Origin of the sequence: Bradyrhizobium sp. SUTN9-2 (assembly GCF_003122645.1) — a bacterium.
In the GTDB taxonomy this organism is placed as follows: domain Bacteria; phylum Pseudomonadota; class Alphaproteobacteria; order Rhizobiales; family Xanthobacteraceae; genus Bradyrhizobium; species Bradyrhizobium yuanmingense.
The window spans coordinates 6,470,647-6,485,612 of sequence record NZ_LAXE01000001.1; the positions used below are offsets into that span (position 1 = coordinate 6,470,647).

11 protein-coding genes and 1 pseudogene are annotated in these 14,966 nt (G+C 66.0%); 3 read left to right on the plus strand and 9 right to left on the minus strand.

Annotated elements, in window-relative coordinates; genetic code table 11:
• The 6 genes from XF30_RS39585 to XF30_RS30020 form a co-directional block, all read right to left on the minus strand.
• On the minus strand, positions 1-877 hold an 877-nt coding region (locus XF30_RS39585; protein WP_146207813.1), incomplete at its 3' end, for an MCP four helix bundle domain-containing protein.
• 257 nt (positions 878-1,134) lie between these two features.
• The gene (locus tag XF30_RS30000; RefSeq protein ID WP_109145903.1) at positions 1,135-2,871 is read right to left on the minus strand and encodes a methyl-accepting chemotaxis protein; all 1,737 of its coding nucleotides are present in this window, start codon (positions 2,869-2,871) and stop codon (positions 1,135-1,137) included.
• A gap of 200 nt (positions 2,872-3,071) precedes the next feature.
• The gene (locus XF30_RS30005) at positions 3,072-3,317 is read right to left on the minus strand and encodes a DUF6894 family protein (RefSeq protein WP_036003604.1); all 246 of its coding nucleotides are present in this window, start codon (positions 3,315-3,317) and stop codon (positions 3,072-3,074) included.
• A 162-nt stretch (positions 3,318-3,479) separates the two neighbouring features.
• Positions 3,480-4,067 (minus strand): hypothetical protein, encoded by a 588-nt coding sequence (locus XF30_RS30010; RefSeq protein WP_109144661.1) that lies wholly within the window; start codon positions 4,065-4,067, stop codon positions 3,480-3,482.
• A gap of 114 nt (positions 4,068-4,181) precedes the next feature.
• Positions 4,182-5,168, minus strand: coding sequence for an acrylyl-CoA reductase (NADPH) (acuI, locus tag XF30_RS30015; protein ID WP_036028317.1), 987 nt, complete (start codon positions 5,166-5,168; stop codon positions 4,182-4,184).
• Between the two features lie 42 nt (positions 5,169-5,210).
• Positions 5,211-6,464: an MFS transporter gene (locus XF30_RS30020; protein WP_109144662.1), complete on the minus strand. Its 1,254-nt coding sequence runs from the start codon at positions 6,462-6,464 to the stop codon at positions 5,211-5,213.
• A 339-nt stretch (positions 6,465-6,803) separates the two neighbouring features.
• Between XF30_RS30020 and nadA the strand changes: the two genes are divergently transcribed.
• The 3 genes from nadA to nadC are packed head-to-tail and all read left to right on the plus strand — an operon-like array spanning position 6,804 to position 10,415.
• Complete coding sequence (nadA, locus tag XF30_RS30025; RefSeq protein WP_109144663.1) at positions 6,804-7,910, plus strand: quinolinate synthase NadA; 1,107 nt, start codon at positions 6,804-6,806, stop codon at positions 7,908-7,910.
• An 11-nt stretch (positions 7,911-7,921) separates the two neighbouring features.
• Positions 7,922-9,526, plus strand: coding sequence for an L-aspartate oxidase (locus XF30_RS30030; protein WP_109144664.1), 1,605 nt, complete (start codon positions 7,922-7,924; stop codon positions 9,524-9,526).
• Positions 9,527-9,536: 10 nt separating this feature from the next.
• Positions 9,537-10,415, plus strand: coding sequence for a carboxylating nicotinate-nucleotide diphosphorylase (gene nadC / locus XF30_RS30035; protein ID WP_109144665.1), 879 nt, complete (start codon positions 9,537-9,539; stop codon positions 10,413-10,415).
• A gap of 107 nt (positions 10,416-10,522) precedes the next feature.
• Here nadC and XF30_RS30040 read toward each other — a convergent pair whose 3' ends face one another.
• The 3 genes and pseudogenes from XF30_RS30040 to XF30_RS30050 all read right to left on the minus strand — a co-directional run.
• Positions 10,523-11,971, minus strand: a complete 1,449-nt coding sequence (locus XF30_RS30040; protein WP_036028330.1) for a cell wall hydrolase — start codon at positions 11,969-11,971, stop codon at positions 10,523-10,525.
• Between the two features lie 310 nt (positions 11,972-12,281).
• A complete protein-coding gene (gene ligA, locus XF30_RS30045) occupies positions 12,282-14,435 on the minus strand; it encodes an NAD-dependent DNA ligase LigA (RefSeq protein WP_109144666.1) in 2,154 nt (717 codons plus the stop codon).
• Between the two features lie 164 nt (positions 14,436-14,599).
• Positions 14,600-14,966, minus strand: a pseudogene (locus tag XF30_RS30050) (DNA repair protein RecN); the annotation flags it as partial.

Sequence of the window (14,966 nt, forward strand, 5' to 3'; positions counted from 1 at the left end):
CGAAATTGCGGGTGATGGCATCGACACGTCGGCCGCGCTCGATCTTGGCCTCGGCGTCGCGCGCCGCCGCAGCGTCGGCCGCCTTCTTTGCGATCAGCGCCTCCTTGAAGATCTGGAGCGCATCCGCCATCGAGCCGATCTCGGTCTTCTCGCCGCGATGCGGCACCTCCACCGCAAGGTCGCCTTCGCCGAGTGACTGCATCGGGCGGATGATCGAAGCGATGCCGCGCGAGACGTCGCGCACGAGATAGTAGGCGGCCGCGATCGCGATCACGACGGAGGCCACGATGATCCCGACCAGCACACGGAAGATCGTAGCGTAGCTGTCGGCGGCCTGCTTCGTCTCCAGCTCGGCGCCCTGATTGTTCATTTCGATGCCCTTCTGGAGCAGCGGATCGGCGGCCTGAGCCATCTTCGCGACCTTGGTCTGCAACATCTCGTTGGCATCGGTCGGGAAGCGGCCGACGCTCTTACGCGACAGCGCCATTACATCCTGCACGCCGTTCAGGTACTCGGCCCAGGCCTTGGTCCATTGCTCGTAGAGCGAGCGCTCCTCTGCGCGCGTGATCAGCGGCTCGTAGATCTTGCGGGTCTTCTCGATCCGTTCGCGCAAGCCTGCCAGGCGCTTCTCGGCGGCCTCCTTGCCTTCGGCAGTATCCTGCATCAGGTGCAGACGCAGTGCGACGCGGAGCTCGTTGATGTCAGCACGCATCGAGCCGAGCGCACGCACGCTCGGCAACCAGCCCTGCGCGATCTCGACCGTATGGGCGTTGATGTTCTGCATCGTGCCGATCGCCGTCACGCCGACGCCGGCGAGCGAGAGCACGAGGACCGACAGCACGGTCAGCAGCTTGAAGACGATCGACAACTTCGACATCACGACAATCCCGATGATTACCCGGCAACGCGCACATCACCTGCGCCGCAGACGTCACGACGGACGACCCGGGCGAAGGTCAGTTCAACAATGCTGGCTGGTTCTTTTCCCGAAGGATTGCGCCCATAATCGCAAACAGGCGTTAACAGGAGGCTACGTAAAAATACGGCTCGTGCGCAGCGATCGTGGTTTCTCTGCAACTCTCTGTTGCAGCCGCACCGGCCGTTACGATGCGGACGCTCGCGAAAAGGCACGTGTCAGGCCGCGCGCACGGTATCGAGGAACTTTCCGACTTCGAGCTTCAGCCGGTTGCTGTCGCCGGACAGCGATTGCGCGGCGCCCAACACCTGCGAGGATGCCGAACCGGTCTCGCTCGCGCCGCGCTGCACGTCGGTGATGTTGGACGACACCTGATGGGTGCCCGTCGCCGCCTGCTGCACGTTGCGGGAGATCTCCTGCGTTGCGGCCCCCTGCTCTTCCACCGCGGCTGCGATGGTCGAGGAGATCTCCGACAGCTTCTCGATGGTGTGGCTGATGTCCTTGATCGCGCCGACCGAATGCTCGGTGGCGGTCTGGATGCTGGCGATCTGCTGGCCGATCTCGCCGGTCGCCTTCGCCGTCTGCTCGGCAAGCGCCTTGACCTCCGAAGCGACGACGGCAAAGCCGCGGCCTGCCTCGCCGGCGCGCGCGGCCTCGATGGTTGCATTGAGCGCCAGGAGATTGGTCTGGCCGGCGATGGTGTTGATCAGCTCGACCACGTCGCCGATCCGCGCCGCAGCAGCGGAGAGCTCCCCGACGCGATCGGTCGTGGTGCGAGCCTGGTTCACCGCATCGCCGGCGACGCGGGCGGATTCCTGCACCTGCCGGCTGATCTCGGTGATCGACGACGACAGCTCTTCGGTCGCCGACGCGACCGACTGCACGTTGGTGGACGCTTCCTCGGAAGCGGCAGCAACCATGGTCGTGAGCTCCTGGCCGCGCGCCGCGGTCGCGGTCAGCGTCGAGGCGGAAGCTTCCAGCTCGGTCGCGGCCGAGGACACGGTATCGACGATCTCACCGATCGCGGCTTCGAAGCTGTCAGCCAGCTTGTGCATCTCGGCCTTGCGCTGCGCGGACGCAATCTGGTCCTGCCTGATCTTGGCTTCGGCGTCCTCGCGCGCCTTCTGCTCCGAGACGACCTTGAACTTTTCAACGGCCGCCGCGACGCCGCCGACTTCGTCCTTGCGGCCGAGACCGGGCAGAACCACGGAGAAATCGCCGCCGGCGAGCTTGTCCATGGCGACCGTGAGCGCACGGATCGGCCGCGCGATAGTCAGGAACGACATCAGCCAGGAGCCGACGAGGACGAGCATGGCGAGTGTGCCGACCAGGATCGCAAGCTGCTCGCTCGATCTCATTTGGGCCGCGGCCGCGGAATTCTTCTCCTCGGATTTGTGCCTTGCGTAGTCGGCGATCTGGCCGATCAGCACGTCGAGCTCGCCGGCAATCGGCAGGGTCACCTCGCGTGCGATGCGAACGACGTCTTCATTGAGCTTCGCAGCGCGGGCCGCTCCGTCTGCACCGCTGGCGGCCAGGGCTTCGCCGCGCACGCCGGCGATCTGCTGCGCGGCCTTTTCGTAATTCGCAGCCAGCGATCTCAGTTTCTCCATCCGAGCGCGGTTCTCCGCCTCGTGAGAAAGCTTCAGCATTTCATCGACCAGCGCATTCGTCGATTTTTGCCGGTCGCCCAGATTCTGGACGGCCTTCTGAATGTCAGCCGGGCTATTGGCAAGACGAAGGTCTCGTACCGCGAGCTGCATGCCGCGAACCGCAGCCTCGGCCTTGACTGCGTCGCGCGCGATCTGCTGCTGCGCAAGCGCGCTCTGGCTGCTCTCGCGAATTCCCGCATTGCCGAGCATCTGGCTTGCAATCATGGCCCCAACCAGGAGCACACCGAGCGCCGACGCAATCGCCAGCTTGGTCCCGATCCTCAGATTCTGAACTAGGCTCAACATGGGCATGCTTCCCCCGAAGGAACGCGCAGCCGAGTCATTGTCGGCTTCCCCTGACTGCGCCATTGCCCAAAAAATGAGCTTCTCACATTCCGATTTGGTTAACGAAATCCCTCGCAGAAATACTGACTTTGCACGCTAAATGATTGAGCGCGAAAGGAAACGATCCCGTCATAGTTGTAAATTGCAGCTTCAAGTCGGAGCTAGGACGCTTTACATCCGATGGCCTCGCCGACGAGGCTGATTCGAAAGACCGGCTGCTTGTCCTCATCGAGCAGCTCCATGCACCACTCGGCGTTCGGCTTCAGGCCGCGCGCGATGCCGCTGAGCAGATTGGCGCACACCTCGGTCATCTCGGTCCAGGCGGCTGCGCGATCCTCGAACTCGTACGGCAGGTCGGCGGCGCCGGAATAACGGCCGGTGCTGATGCGGAAGAAATAGAGCGACATGGTTGAACCCTTGCGTGGGACCGCCCCCCGGCGCGCGCAAACTGCGGCCCGAACAGCTACCAAGGCATGAAAGCCGCCGTCCGTATGACTACGGCGCAGGCGGCTTGATGTTCGATGATGCCTTCGACGATCAATGGCACGGGTTGTCTCGCGCAGGCGAGCTCACTGCGTGGAGCGGCGCAGCTCCAGCGGTCCCTCGTTCTTCGCCGGCTCGGACTTCACCGGCTCGAGCCGGCTGCCCTCGACACGCGGCGTCTCGACGCGCGCGGCAACCTCGGTGGTCGACGCGGCGACCGTGCCGGTGTGCTCCGGTCGGTGCAGCGAGCGCGGCCGCGCCGCAGCGCGCGCCATCAGCATTTGGTTGCCGCCCTGGTGACGGAAGTCGCAATAGGCGAAGCCCATGCCCGACACCGAGCCGCGGAAGCTGCGATCGTCGGTCTTTTCGAGGTTGAAACAGGGCTCGAACGGAATGCCCTTGATCGAGGCGCAGACGTTCTGGCCGCGGATCTGGAGCGTATTGCCGGGAAGTCGGAGGTGCTTGACCGGGCCCGAGCCCGAGAATTGCACCGCACCGGCGGCGCCGAGATCGTCGAGGATGCGGCCTGCACCGCGGGTGCCGTCGAAACAGGTGAAGGCGAACACCTTGCCGGCCACGAAGCGGCGCGCCTCGTCGGCGTTCATGCTTCCAGCGATGGCCGGCGCAAACGTCGCTGCCGCCGTGACAGCCCCCAACACAATACGCGCAAGCATGCTCAACTCCGAACCAACCCCCGCAGCGGGCGATGCCTTTATCTCTTTACCCGCTGCTTACCATACGAACCATGGCGAGATTGAAGCAGCTTGGTTGGTAAAGTCTGAACGCCGTCAGACAATTTTTACCACGACGCGGCCGCGAACCTGGCCGGCGAGGATTTTCGCGCCCCAGCCCTGAACCTCGCCGAGCGAAATTTCCTCTGTGATTTCAGTCAGTTTGGTCCGATCCAGATCGGAGGCCAACCGCTGCCAGGCGGCCTTCCTTGGCTCGATCGGGCACATCACCGAATCGATGCCGAGAAGGCACACTCCGCGCAAAATAAACGGCGCCACCGAGGACGGCAGGTCCATGCCGGCGGCCAGGCCGCAGGCCGCGATCGCGCCGCCATATTTCGTCATCGAGAGCAGGTTGGCGAGGGTGGTCGAGCCGACGCTGTCGACGCCGCCGGCCCAGCGCTCCTTGGCGAGGGGTTTTGCCGGGGCCGACAATTCATTGCGATCGATGATCTCGGCAGCCCCCAGCTGCTTCAGGTAGTCGGCCTCGGAGGCCCGGCCGGTCGAAGCGATGACGTGGTAGCCGAGCTTCGAGAGCACGGCGATCGCGACCGAGCCGACGCCGCCGGCAGCGCCCGTCACCACGACCGGGCCGCTCTTCGGCGAGATGCCGTGCTTCTCCAGCGCCAGCACCGAGAGCATCGCCGTGAAGCCGGCGGTGCCGATCGCCATGGCATCGCGCGCCGATAGCCCTTGCGGAAGAGCGACCAGCCAGTCGCCCTTCACCCGCGCCTTCTCGGCATAGGCGCCGAGATGGGTCTCGCCCATGCCCCAGCCGGTGCAGACGACCTTGTCGCCCGCCTTCCACTGCGGATGCGAGGAGGCTTCGACCGTGCCGGCGAAATCGATACCGGCGATCATCGGGAAGCGGCGCACCACCGGCGCCTTGCCGGTGAGCGCAAGGCCGTCCTTGTAGTTCAGCGTCGACCATTCGACGCGGACGGTGACGTCGCCCTCCATCAGCTCGGTTTCGTCGAACTGCGCGAGCTGCGCGGTGGTGCCCTTGTCCGCCTTGTCGATCCTGACAGCCTTGAATGTGGCCACGACTGAACTCCCTGACTTTGTTTGTCGGGGATGTTTAGCTGATCAGGCCGGCTGCGCAACCACCCGCTGGACCGGTTTCTCGACGATTGGAAGATTGATCAGCGCCGAGAGCACGCCGAACAGGATCGAGAGCCACCAGATCGGCGTGTAGGACCCGAACTTTTCGAACACGATGCCCCCGAGCCAGACGCCGAGGAAGCCGCCTACCTGATGGCTGACGAAGGCAAAGCCGTAGAGCGTCGCGAGCCAGCGCGTTCCGAACATCAGCGCCACCAGCGCCGAGGTCGGCGGCACCGTCGACAGCCAGGTCAGGCCGGAGATTGCACCGAACGCGATCGCCGAGAACGGCGTGATCGGGAACGAGATGAAAGCGAGGATCGCCAGCGCGCGCGTGAAGTAGATGGCCGAGAGGATGTAGCGCTTGGGAAGGTAGTTCTGGAGATACCCCACGCTGAGCGATCCGATGATGTTGAACAGGCCGATCGCCGCGATCACCCAGCCGCCGGTTTGTGCGGTGATGCCGCGATCGACCAGGAACGCCGGCAGATGCACGGTGATGAAGGCGAGCTGAAAGCCGCAGGTGAAGAAGCCGAGCACCAGGAGCACGTAGGAGCGATGACCGAAAGCTTCGGCAAGCGCCTTGGTGATGGTCTGGTCATCCGCGGGCGTTGCGCTGTTCACGCTTGTCACCGGCGGCGTCGAGAGCGCCAGCGAGAGCGGGATGATCAGCAGCATCAGGAAACCGAACACGGAGAGCGCCTGCTGCCAGCCGAAATTGTCGATCAAGGCGACGCCGATCGGTGCGAACAGGAACTGTCCGAACGAACCCGCGGCCGTGCCGGCGCCGAGCGCGATGCCGCGCTTCTCCGCGGGCAAGAGCTTGGTGAAGGCCGACAGCACCAGGTTGAACGAGCAGCCAGCCAGACCAAAGCCGATCATCACCCCGGCGCCGATGTTGAGCGACATCGGCGTCGAGGAATAGCGCATCAACAGCAGCCCGCCGGCATAGAGCAGCGCGCCGACGCACATCACCCGGAACAGGCCGAAGCGATCCGCGACCGCACCGGCGAACGGCTGGCCCAGTCCCCACAACAGATTCTGCACGGCGATGGCGAGGCCGAACACGTCACGGCCCCAGCTGAATTCGTGACTCATCGGCTGCACGAAGAAGCCGAGCGCCGAGCGCGGACCGAAGCCGAGCATGCCGATGGCACAACCGCAGAGGATGATGACGGCCGGGGTACGCCAGTTGGAGGAGCGCGAGGCCGGAGCGAGCTCGCCGATCTGTGTCGACATGGTTGTCCTCGTCTGTCCTTGGCGGAGCCGCAAATCAGCAGCCGCGGGACAGCCCGTTTAATGCATATGCATGAAAATCCCAAGGCAAAAACGATTGCATTCCACGAAGAGCTGACGCGGGAGCATTGCGTTTCAATCCGACCTCGCCTGACAGGTGCGCGGTGACGGGAATGTGTGCGGCAGGCCCTAGCGATACTCGCGCGTGCGTGCTATGCCTGATTTACTCATATTGAGTATATATGGCTTCTGTCCGGCCTGCTCGGCCGGTTTTCTCGGGCCCGCTATATTCTCAAACTGAGCATAACCGCCACACCTAATGGCAGCACTTGGGAGGCTTCAATGCCGATCACTGGAATTTACGGTCGCGACGACTTTGCCAACCGGCCGCAAGGCCAACCCACCGTCTCCCCGCGCCCCGTCCCGGTGCCTCCGGGACCGACATGGCCGATGCCGTCCCTGGAATGGTCGCCGGCGGTCGAACGCGCCACCGCGCCGCTCTATGACCGCGTCAAGCACGTGATCCCGCCGATCGAATGGCCGCTGATGGCCCCGACGATTCACGCAATCAACGAGCTCAAGCGCGCGCGGGGCGCAGTCATCCTCGCCCACAACTACCAGGCTCCGGAGATCTTTCACTGCGTCGCCGATATCGGCGGCGACTCGCTCCAGCTCGCGGTCGAAGCCACCAAGGTGAAGGCCGGCATCATCGTCCAATGCGGTGTGCACTTCATGGCGGAGACCTCGAAGCTGCTCAATCCGGACAAGACCGTCTTGATCCCGGATTCGCGCGCGGGCTGCTCGCTCGCCGCCAGCATCACCGGTGCGGACGTGCGGCTGCTGCGGGAGAAGTTCCCCGGCGTGCCTGTTGTCGCCTATGTCAACACCTCGGCGGAGGTGAAGGCCGAGGTCGACATCTGCTGCACGTCCTCGAACGCGGTGCAGGTGGTCGAGAGCCTGAACGCCCCGACCGTGATCTTCCTGCCCGACCGATACCTCGCCACTTACGTGGCGTCGAAGACCGACGTGAAGATCATCGCCTGGAAAGGCGCCTGCGAGGTGCATGAGCGCTTCACGGGCGAGGAGCTGCGGAGCTTTCGCGAAGCCGATCCCTCCGTGCAGATCATCGCGCATCCGGAATGCCCGGCGGACGTGCTGGCGGAAGCCGACTTCACCGGCTCGACCGCGCACATGATCAACTGGTTACGCGCGAAGCGGCCGCGGCGGCTCGTCATGATCACGGAATGCTCGATGGCCGATAATGTCCGGGCCGAGCTGCCCGACGTGGAGATGCTCCGCCCCTGCAATCTCTGCCCACACATGAAGCGGATCACACTCGCCAACATCCTGGAGAGCCTGCTGACGCTTCGCGAGGAGGTGACGATCGATCCCGCGCTCGCGGAACGCGCGCGGCGCTCGGTCGAGCGCATGATCAATCTGAGAAATTGAGGGCAAGCAACATGCAACACGACATCCACGACCGCGCCCGCGCCGACGACGTCGTCATCGTTGGCGGCGGCCTTGCCGGACTGTTCTGCGCGCTGAAGCTCGCGCCGCGGCCGGTGACATTGATCTCGGCGGCCCCGCTCGGGCACGGTGCATCCTCGGCATGGGCGCAAGGCGGCATCGCGGCGGCCGTCGCCGAAGGCGATACGCCGGAGGCACACGGTGCCGACACCGTCGCGGTCGGCGGCGGCCTCGTCGACGAAGCCGTTGCGCTCGGCATTGCGCGGGAGGCTGCGCCGCGCATCCACGATCTTCTCGCCTACGGCGTGCCGTTCGACCGCGATCTCGACGGCAGGCTTGCGGTCGGACGCGAAGCTGCGCATTCCGCGAGTCGCATCGTGCATGTGCGCGGCGATGGCGCCGGCGCCGCGATCATCGCGGCCTTGAGCGAGGCCGCGCGCCGCACGCCCTCGATCCGCCTGATGGAAGGCTTCGTCGCCGAAGCACTGCTGACCGAGGACGGCGCGGTCACCGGGCTTCAATTGCGCGATGCCGGCAATCCCGCGGCACGGCCGCTCGTGCTCGCCTCACGCGCGGTCGTGCTTGCGACCGGTGGGCTCGGCCATCTCTACGCCGTCACCACCAACCCGTCGGAAGCGAGCGGCTCGGGCCTTGCGATCGCCGCCCGCGCCGGCGCCGTGATTGCCGATCCTGAATTCGTGCAGTTCCACCCGACTGCCATCATGGTCGGCCGCGACCCGGCACCGCTCGCCACCGAAGCGCTGCGCGGCGAAGGGGCAACGCTGATCAATGGCAACGGCGAGCGCTTCATGAGCGCCCGCCACTCGCTCGCGGAGCTCGCGCCCCGCGATATCGTGGCCCGCGGCGTGTTCGCCGAGATCGCGGCCGGGCGCGGCGCCTTCCTCGATGCGCGACAGGCGCTGGGCGCGCGTTTCGCGACGAGTTTTCCGACCGTGCATGCGAGCTGCATCGCCGCCGGCATCGATCCCGCGGCGCAGCCGATTCCGATCGCGACGGCCGCGCATTACCACATGGGCGGCATCGCGGTGGACGCGCGCGGTCGCAGCTCGATCGACGGCCTCTGGGCCGCCGGCGAAGTCTCCTCCACGGGCGCGCATGGCGCCAACCGGCTTGCCTCGAATTCGCTGCTCGAAGCCGTCGTCTATGCCGCCCGCATTGCCGATGACATCGCCGGCCGCACCGTGTCCCCGCCGGCACGCCTTCCCGACTCTTTGGTGACACCACGCGCCGGCACGCCGGATGCTGCGGAGGTGAAGCGGCTGCGCGCAATGATGAGCGCGCATGTCGGCGTGATCCGCGACGGTGATGGGCTTGCGCAAGCCGTGCGCCATTTCGTCAGGCTCGAGCGCGAGGCCGGACGCAGCGTCCTCGGCAACATGGCGATTTCGGCCCTGCTCGTCGCCGCTGCGGCCTGGACGCGGCGCGAAAGCCGCGGTGCGCATTGCCGTTCCGATGATCCGGCCGAGAACCCAGCGCTGGCGCAGAGAACGATGACCACACTCGCCGCGGCGCGCGAGGTCGCGGAGAGCCTCGACGAGCGCCCGCGGCCACGCCTTGCGCAATCCATGATCGCCTGAAGGAGGCCCCATGATCACCCCGACCTCACTGCTCTATCCCGATGCCTTCCTCTCGCCGCTCGCGATCGAGGCGGCCGTTGAGCGCGCGCTCGACGAGGATCTCGGCCGCGCCGGCGACATCACCTCGCTGGCGACGATCCCGGAGGCGACGCGTGCGCAAGCCATCCTGGTCGCGCGCCAGTCCGGCGTGATCGCCGGATTGCCGCTGGCGCTCGCGACCTTGCAGAAGCTTTCGCCCGAGATCGAGGTGCGCGCACATGTCCGCGATGCCACGGGGGTTGCGCGCGGCCAGCACGTGCTGACGATCTCGGGCCCGGCGCGCGCCATTCTCACGGCGGAGCGCACCGCGCTGAACTTCGTCGGCCGGCTGTCGGGCATCGCCACGCTCACCGCGGACTATGTCGCCCGCACCGAAGGCACCAGGATGCGCATCTGCTGCACGCGCAAGACCACGCCGGGATTGCGGGCGCTGGAGAAATACGCGGTGCGCTGCGGCGGCGGCTTCAACCACCGCTTCGGGCTCGACGATGCGATCCTGATCAAGGACAACCACATTGCGGTGGCCGGCGGCATCCGCCCGGTGCTGGAGCGCGCCCGCGCCCATGCCGGCCATCTCGTCAAGATCGAGATCGAGGTCGACACGCTGGCGCAGCTGCGCGAGGTGCTCGAGAGCGGGATGGCCGATGCGGTGCTGCTCGATAATATGGACCTTGCGACGCTGCGCGAGGCGGTGAGGCTCAACGCGGGCCGCGTCGCGCTGGAGGCGTCCGGCGGCGTCACGCTGGACACGATCGCCGCCATCGCGGCCACCGGCGTCGACTATGCGTCGGCCGGCGCCCTGACGCATTCTGCGCCGAATTTCGATTGTGCGCTGGACATCGAGGCGTGATGGCACCTCTCGCGTCATGGCCGGGCTTGTCCCGGCCATCAACGTCATGCGTTACGAAGAACGTGGATGCCCGGGACAAGCCCGGGCATGACGATCACTTGTAGGCGCTACCGCCGCTCGCCCAACTCCGCGGAGCTCTTGGCTTCCTGCGCGAGCGCGGCGGAGAGCGCGGCGGTTTGCGCCGGCGTGCCCCAGCTCGGCAACTCGCTGCCGTCGCCCCAATTGCGCGGCCGATAGAAGGTGTGCACGCCGGTCTTGTACAGCTTCTTCATCTCGGCGACCCAGGACGGGCGGACCCAATAGGCATGGTAATGCGTGGACTTGCCGACCTCGGGCAGCCAGATCTGTCCGTCGAGCATCGCCTTGGAGATCTTCTTGGCGCGCTCCCACATTTCGGGTTCGCGGATCACGTCGGCATTGTTGTCGCAGGCGAAGGTGAACTGACAGGCCAGGTGACGGTGCTTGTTCTGATAGACCGCGCCGCATACGGTGTCAGGATATTTGCCGGAGAAGACGCGGTTCATCACCACTTGCGCCACCGCAATCTGGCCGCGCACGGCTTCGCCGCGGGCCTCGAAATAGACGGCTTCGGCAAGACACTTCTCGGACTTGGCGCGCGACTTGTCGTCGAGCGCGAGTCGCTCCGCCGGCGACTTGCCGCGCTGGTTGTCGGCGTTGACCTCGCCCTTCGGCGCGACGCTCTCGCCGCTCTCGATGTCCTTGGCGATCTCCGCCGTCGGCGGGGTCAGCGAGGCCGTCACCTTCATGTCGGGGTCGGGCATCACGATCAGCGGCTCGGCGCCGGGCTGCCAGCTCTCGATGGTCTCGAGATTGCCGCCCAGCGAGGAGCTGCCGAAGAACAGGCTCGATGTCTTGACGCTGAAAGGATCGCGCGCGGGAACAGCCGGCGCCGTGGCGCGCTTCAGCGCTTCTAGCGGCTGCACCGCGAACGCGCGCGCAGCCTCGCTCGCCTGCGGCGGATTGGAATATTGCGGCAGCGGCGGCGCGCGCATCGCCTCCTGCAGCTCGGGATCGAGCGGGGCCGCGGATTCCGGCGACATCGCCGGCGGCAATGCGGCGGTCTTGGCGCCGAACACCGAGCTGTTCGAGGTCGCGGGATCTTCCTTGGCCGGTGCTGCAGCCGGCGCGGCCGTCTCAGGCGACTGAGTCGGCGGGACGATTGCGAGACGATCGCCCTTCAGGGCGCGATCGACCTTGGGAAAGTCGGATGCGTGGTAGCGCGGCGGTGCCTGAAGCGCCGGATTGCGGCGGATCGCGCCGGTGACGTCGCCGCCGTCGAGGCTCGCGAGCCGAACCATCGCGCTCTGCGGAACCGAGGTGCCGATGGGGCGGGAAAAACTGTAGGTGGCAAGCTGGATCGAGGACGCAGCGGAGAACACCTGCTTCTGCCACCGCTCGGCGACGCCGGGTTGGCGCGCCAGCAACGAGGCAATGTCCTGATAGCCGGTCTCTCTCGGCATCAATGCGAAGATGCAGAGACCGATGCCGAAGGACGCGAACCGCGCGCCCTTCGGATGGTTACGCAACACAGACATCGATACGCTCACGCTACGCTTACGCTGGTTCGATCGAACTCAGTACATCCGTGCAATTCGATCGTTATTGTGAGTATCTAATTTAGGTTGCCGGGGCGTTAATCGGCGTTGCGCAGGCGGCACACTCAAGCGAATGCAGGTGTTTTCACGGGGCGACGTCGCGCATTGGTAAATGCGGCCTCACGTGAAGCGGTAAACATCGGGTCAACGCGAATGGTGAAGGAACTCTTGCGCCCCCGCGTACCATCACGGGAAGCTGTTGGGGGAGCGCCTGTGCGATGACGACGGTTGCGAGGGGCCAACGCGCCCCTCACTCGGCGATCAGCTTCAACCACTCGTCTTCGGTCAGCACCTTGACGCCGTGCTTGTTGGCGTCCGCGAGCTTCGAGCCGGCGCCGGGGCCCGCGACGACGAGATCGGTCTTTTTCGAAACCGAGCCCGACACCTTGGCCCCGAGCCGCTCGGCCGTCGCCTTGGCTTCATCCCGTGTCATCTTCTCCAGCGAGCCCGTGAACACCACGGTCTTGCCGGCGACGGCCGAATTGCTCTTCGGCTTCTCGGCGTCGACGATCTCGACCTCCTTGGTCAGGCGTTCGACAATGCCGCGATTGTGACTCTCGCCGAAATAATCGGCGATGCTCTTGATCACGGTGTCGCCGATCTGGTCGAGCGCGTCCATGTCCGCGATCGCCTCCTCGTCGCCCTTGGCAACCTTGAGGCAGGCATCATGGAAGGCGTCCCACGAGCCGTAGCCGCGCGCCAGCGCCAGCGCCGTGGTCTCGCCGACATGGCGCATGCCGAGCGCGAAGATGAAGCGCTCCAGCGCGATTCTGCGCCGGCTCTCGATGGCGCCGAACAGGTTGCGCACGGAGGTCGCGCCGTAGCCTTCGATCTCCTCGAGCTTGAGTTTTGCGTTGCGCTTCTCCAGCGTGAAGATGTCGGCGGGCTCCTTCACCCAGCCCTCGTCGAAGAAGTACTGGAGCTGCTTCTCGCCGAGGCCGTCGATGTCGAAGGCCCGCCGCGACACGAACAGCTTCAGATGCTCGATCTTCTGGTAGGGACAGGCGAACTCGCCGGTGCAGCGGGCGCGCGAGCCCTCCTCGCCCGTCGCCGTCTCCTCGCGCACGACGTCGGTGTGCAGCGGACACGGGCACTTCTTCGGGAAGTGGAATTCCCTGGCGCTCTTCGGCCGCTTGTCGAAGACGACGTCGACCACCTGCGGGATGACGTCGCCGGCGCGCTGAATCACCACGGTGTCACCGATCCTGATGTCGCGCCCCTCGCGCAGCACCTCGCCCTTGTTGCCGATGCCCCTGATGTAGTCCTCGTTGTGCAGCGTGACGTTCTGCACGATGACGCCGCCAACGCCGACCGGCTCGAGCTTGCCGACCGGCGTGAACGAGCCGGTGCGGCCGACCTGGATCTCGATGTCCCGCAGCACCGTCATGGCGCGCTCGGCCGGGAATTTGTGCGCGATACCCCAGCGCGGCGTGCGCGAGACGAAGCCGAGCCGCTCCTGCCAGTCGATGCGGTCGATCTTGTAGACGACGCCGTCGATGTCGTAGTCGAGCCGCGCGCGCTGCTCCTCGATCGCATGATGAAAGGCGAGCAGTTCCTCGACCGAGTGACAGAGCTTGGTGAGCGGATTGGTCTTGAAACCGCAGCGCTCGAACCAGCCGATCATGCCGCTCTGCGTGTCTTCCGGCATCGCGCTCATCTGCCCCCAGGCATAGGCGAAGAACCCGAGCGGACGGGAGGCGGTGATGGTCGGGTCCTTCTGGCGGAGCGAGCCGGCGGCCGAATTGCGCGGATTGGCGAAGATGGTGTCGCCTGCCGCCTTCTGCCGTTCGTTGAGCGCCAGGAACGCCTTCTTGGTCATGTAGACTTCGCCGCGCACCTCGCAGATGTCGGGGATGTTGCGGCCCTTCAGCTTCTGCGGCACGTCTTCGAGCGTACGGATGTTGGCGGTGACGTCCTCGCCAACCGCACCGTCGCCGCGCGTCGCGGCGGTGACGAGCTCGCCGCCCTCGTAGCGCAGCGACATCGAGAGGCCGTCGATCTTCGGCTCGGCGGAGAAGCCGATCTTGTCGTCGTCGAGCTTCAGGAAGCGCACGATGCGGCCGACGAAGTCGCGCACGTCCTCCTCCGCAAAGGCGTTGTCGAGCGACAGCATGGGCACGGCATGCGGGACTTTCTTGAAGCGCCCTGACGGCGCGGCGCCGACCTTCTGCGAGGGCGAGTCCGCGGTGACGAACTCGGGAAAACGCGCCTCGATCGCGTTGAGGCGCTGGCGCAGCGCGTCGTATTCGGCGTCGGTGACGGTGGGCGCGTCCTCCTGATAGTAGCGATCGTTGTGCCCCTCGATCTCGAGGGCGAGCCGCTTATGCTCGACCTTGGCCTGCGCCTTGGTGAGCTCGGCGACGTCGCGTAGCGGTGTTGCTTTGGATTTTGCTGCTCTGGCCATGGCGCTTGGATACGACGGAGCGGGCGGGAGGGTAAAGGCTTGCGGAAATCTCGTGCCCCGGGCGCAGCGCAGCGCTCCTTCAGCGGTGCGCTGCAGAGCCGGGGCCCATGTCGCGGCAGGCATTCTGGGTCCCGGCTCGCGCTACGCGCGTCCGGGACACAAGCCTAAGCCGTCGCCGCCTTGAGCAGCCGTTCCGCCGCAGCCCTCGCCTCGGCCGTGATCTCGGCGCCGGCGAGCATGCGGGCGATCTCCTCGCGGCGGTGGTCGGCGGCGAGCGCATTGACGCGGGTGGCGACGCGCTTGCCCTTATCGAGGGCGTCCTTGGAGATGAGCAGGTGCTGGTCGGCGCGGGCGGCGACCTGCGGGGCGTGGGTCACAGCCATGACCTGGACCTTGCCAGCCAGCCGCGCCAGGCGCCCGCCGATGGCGTCCGCAACCGCACCGCCGACCCCGGTGTCGATCTCGTCGAAGACGAGCGTCGGCGCNAGCCGCGGTCGGACAGGACGACCTTGAGCGCGAGCAGGAAGCGCG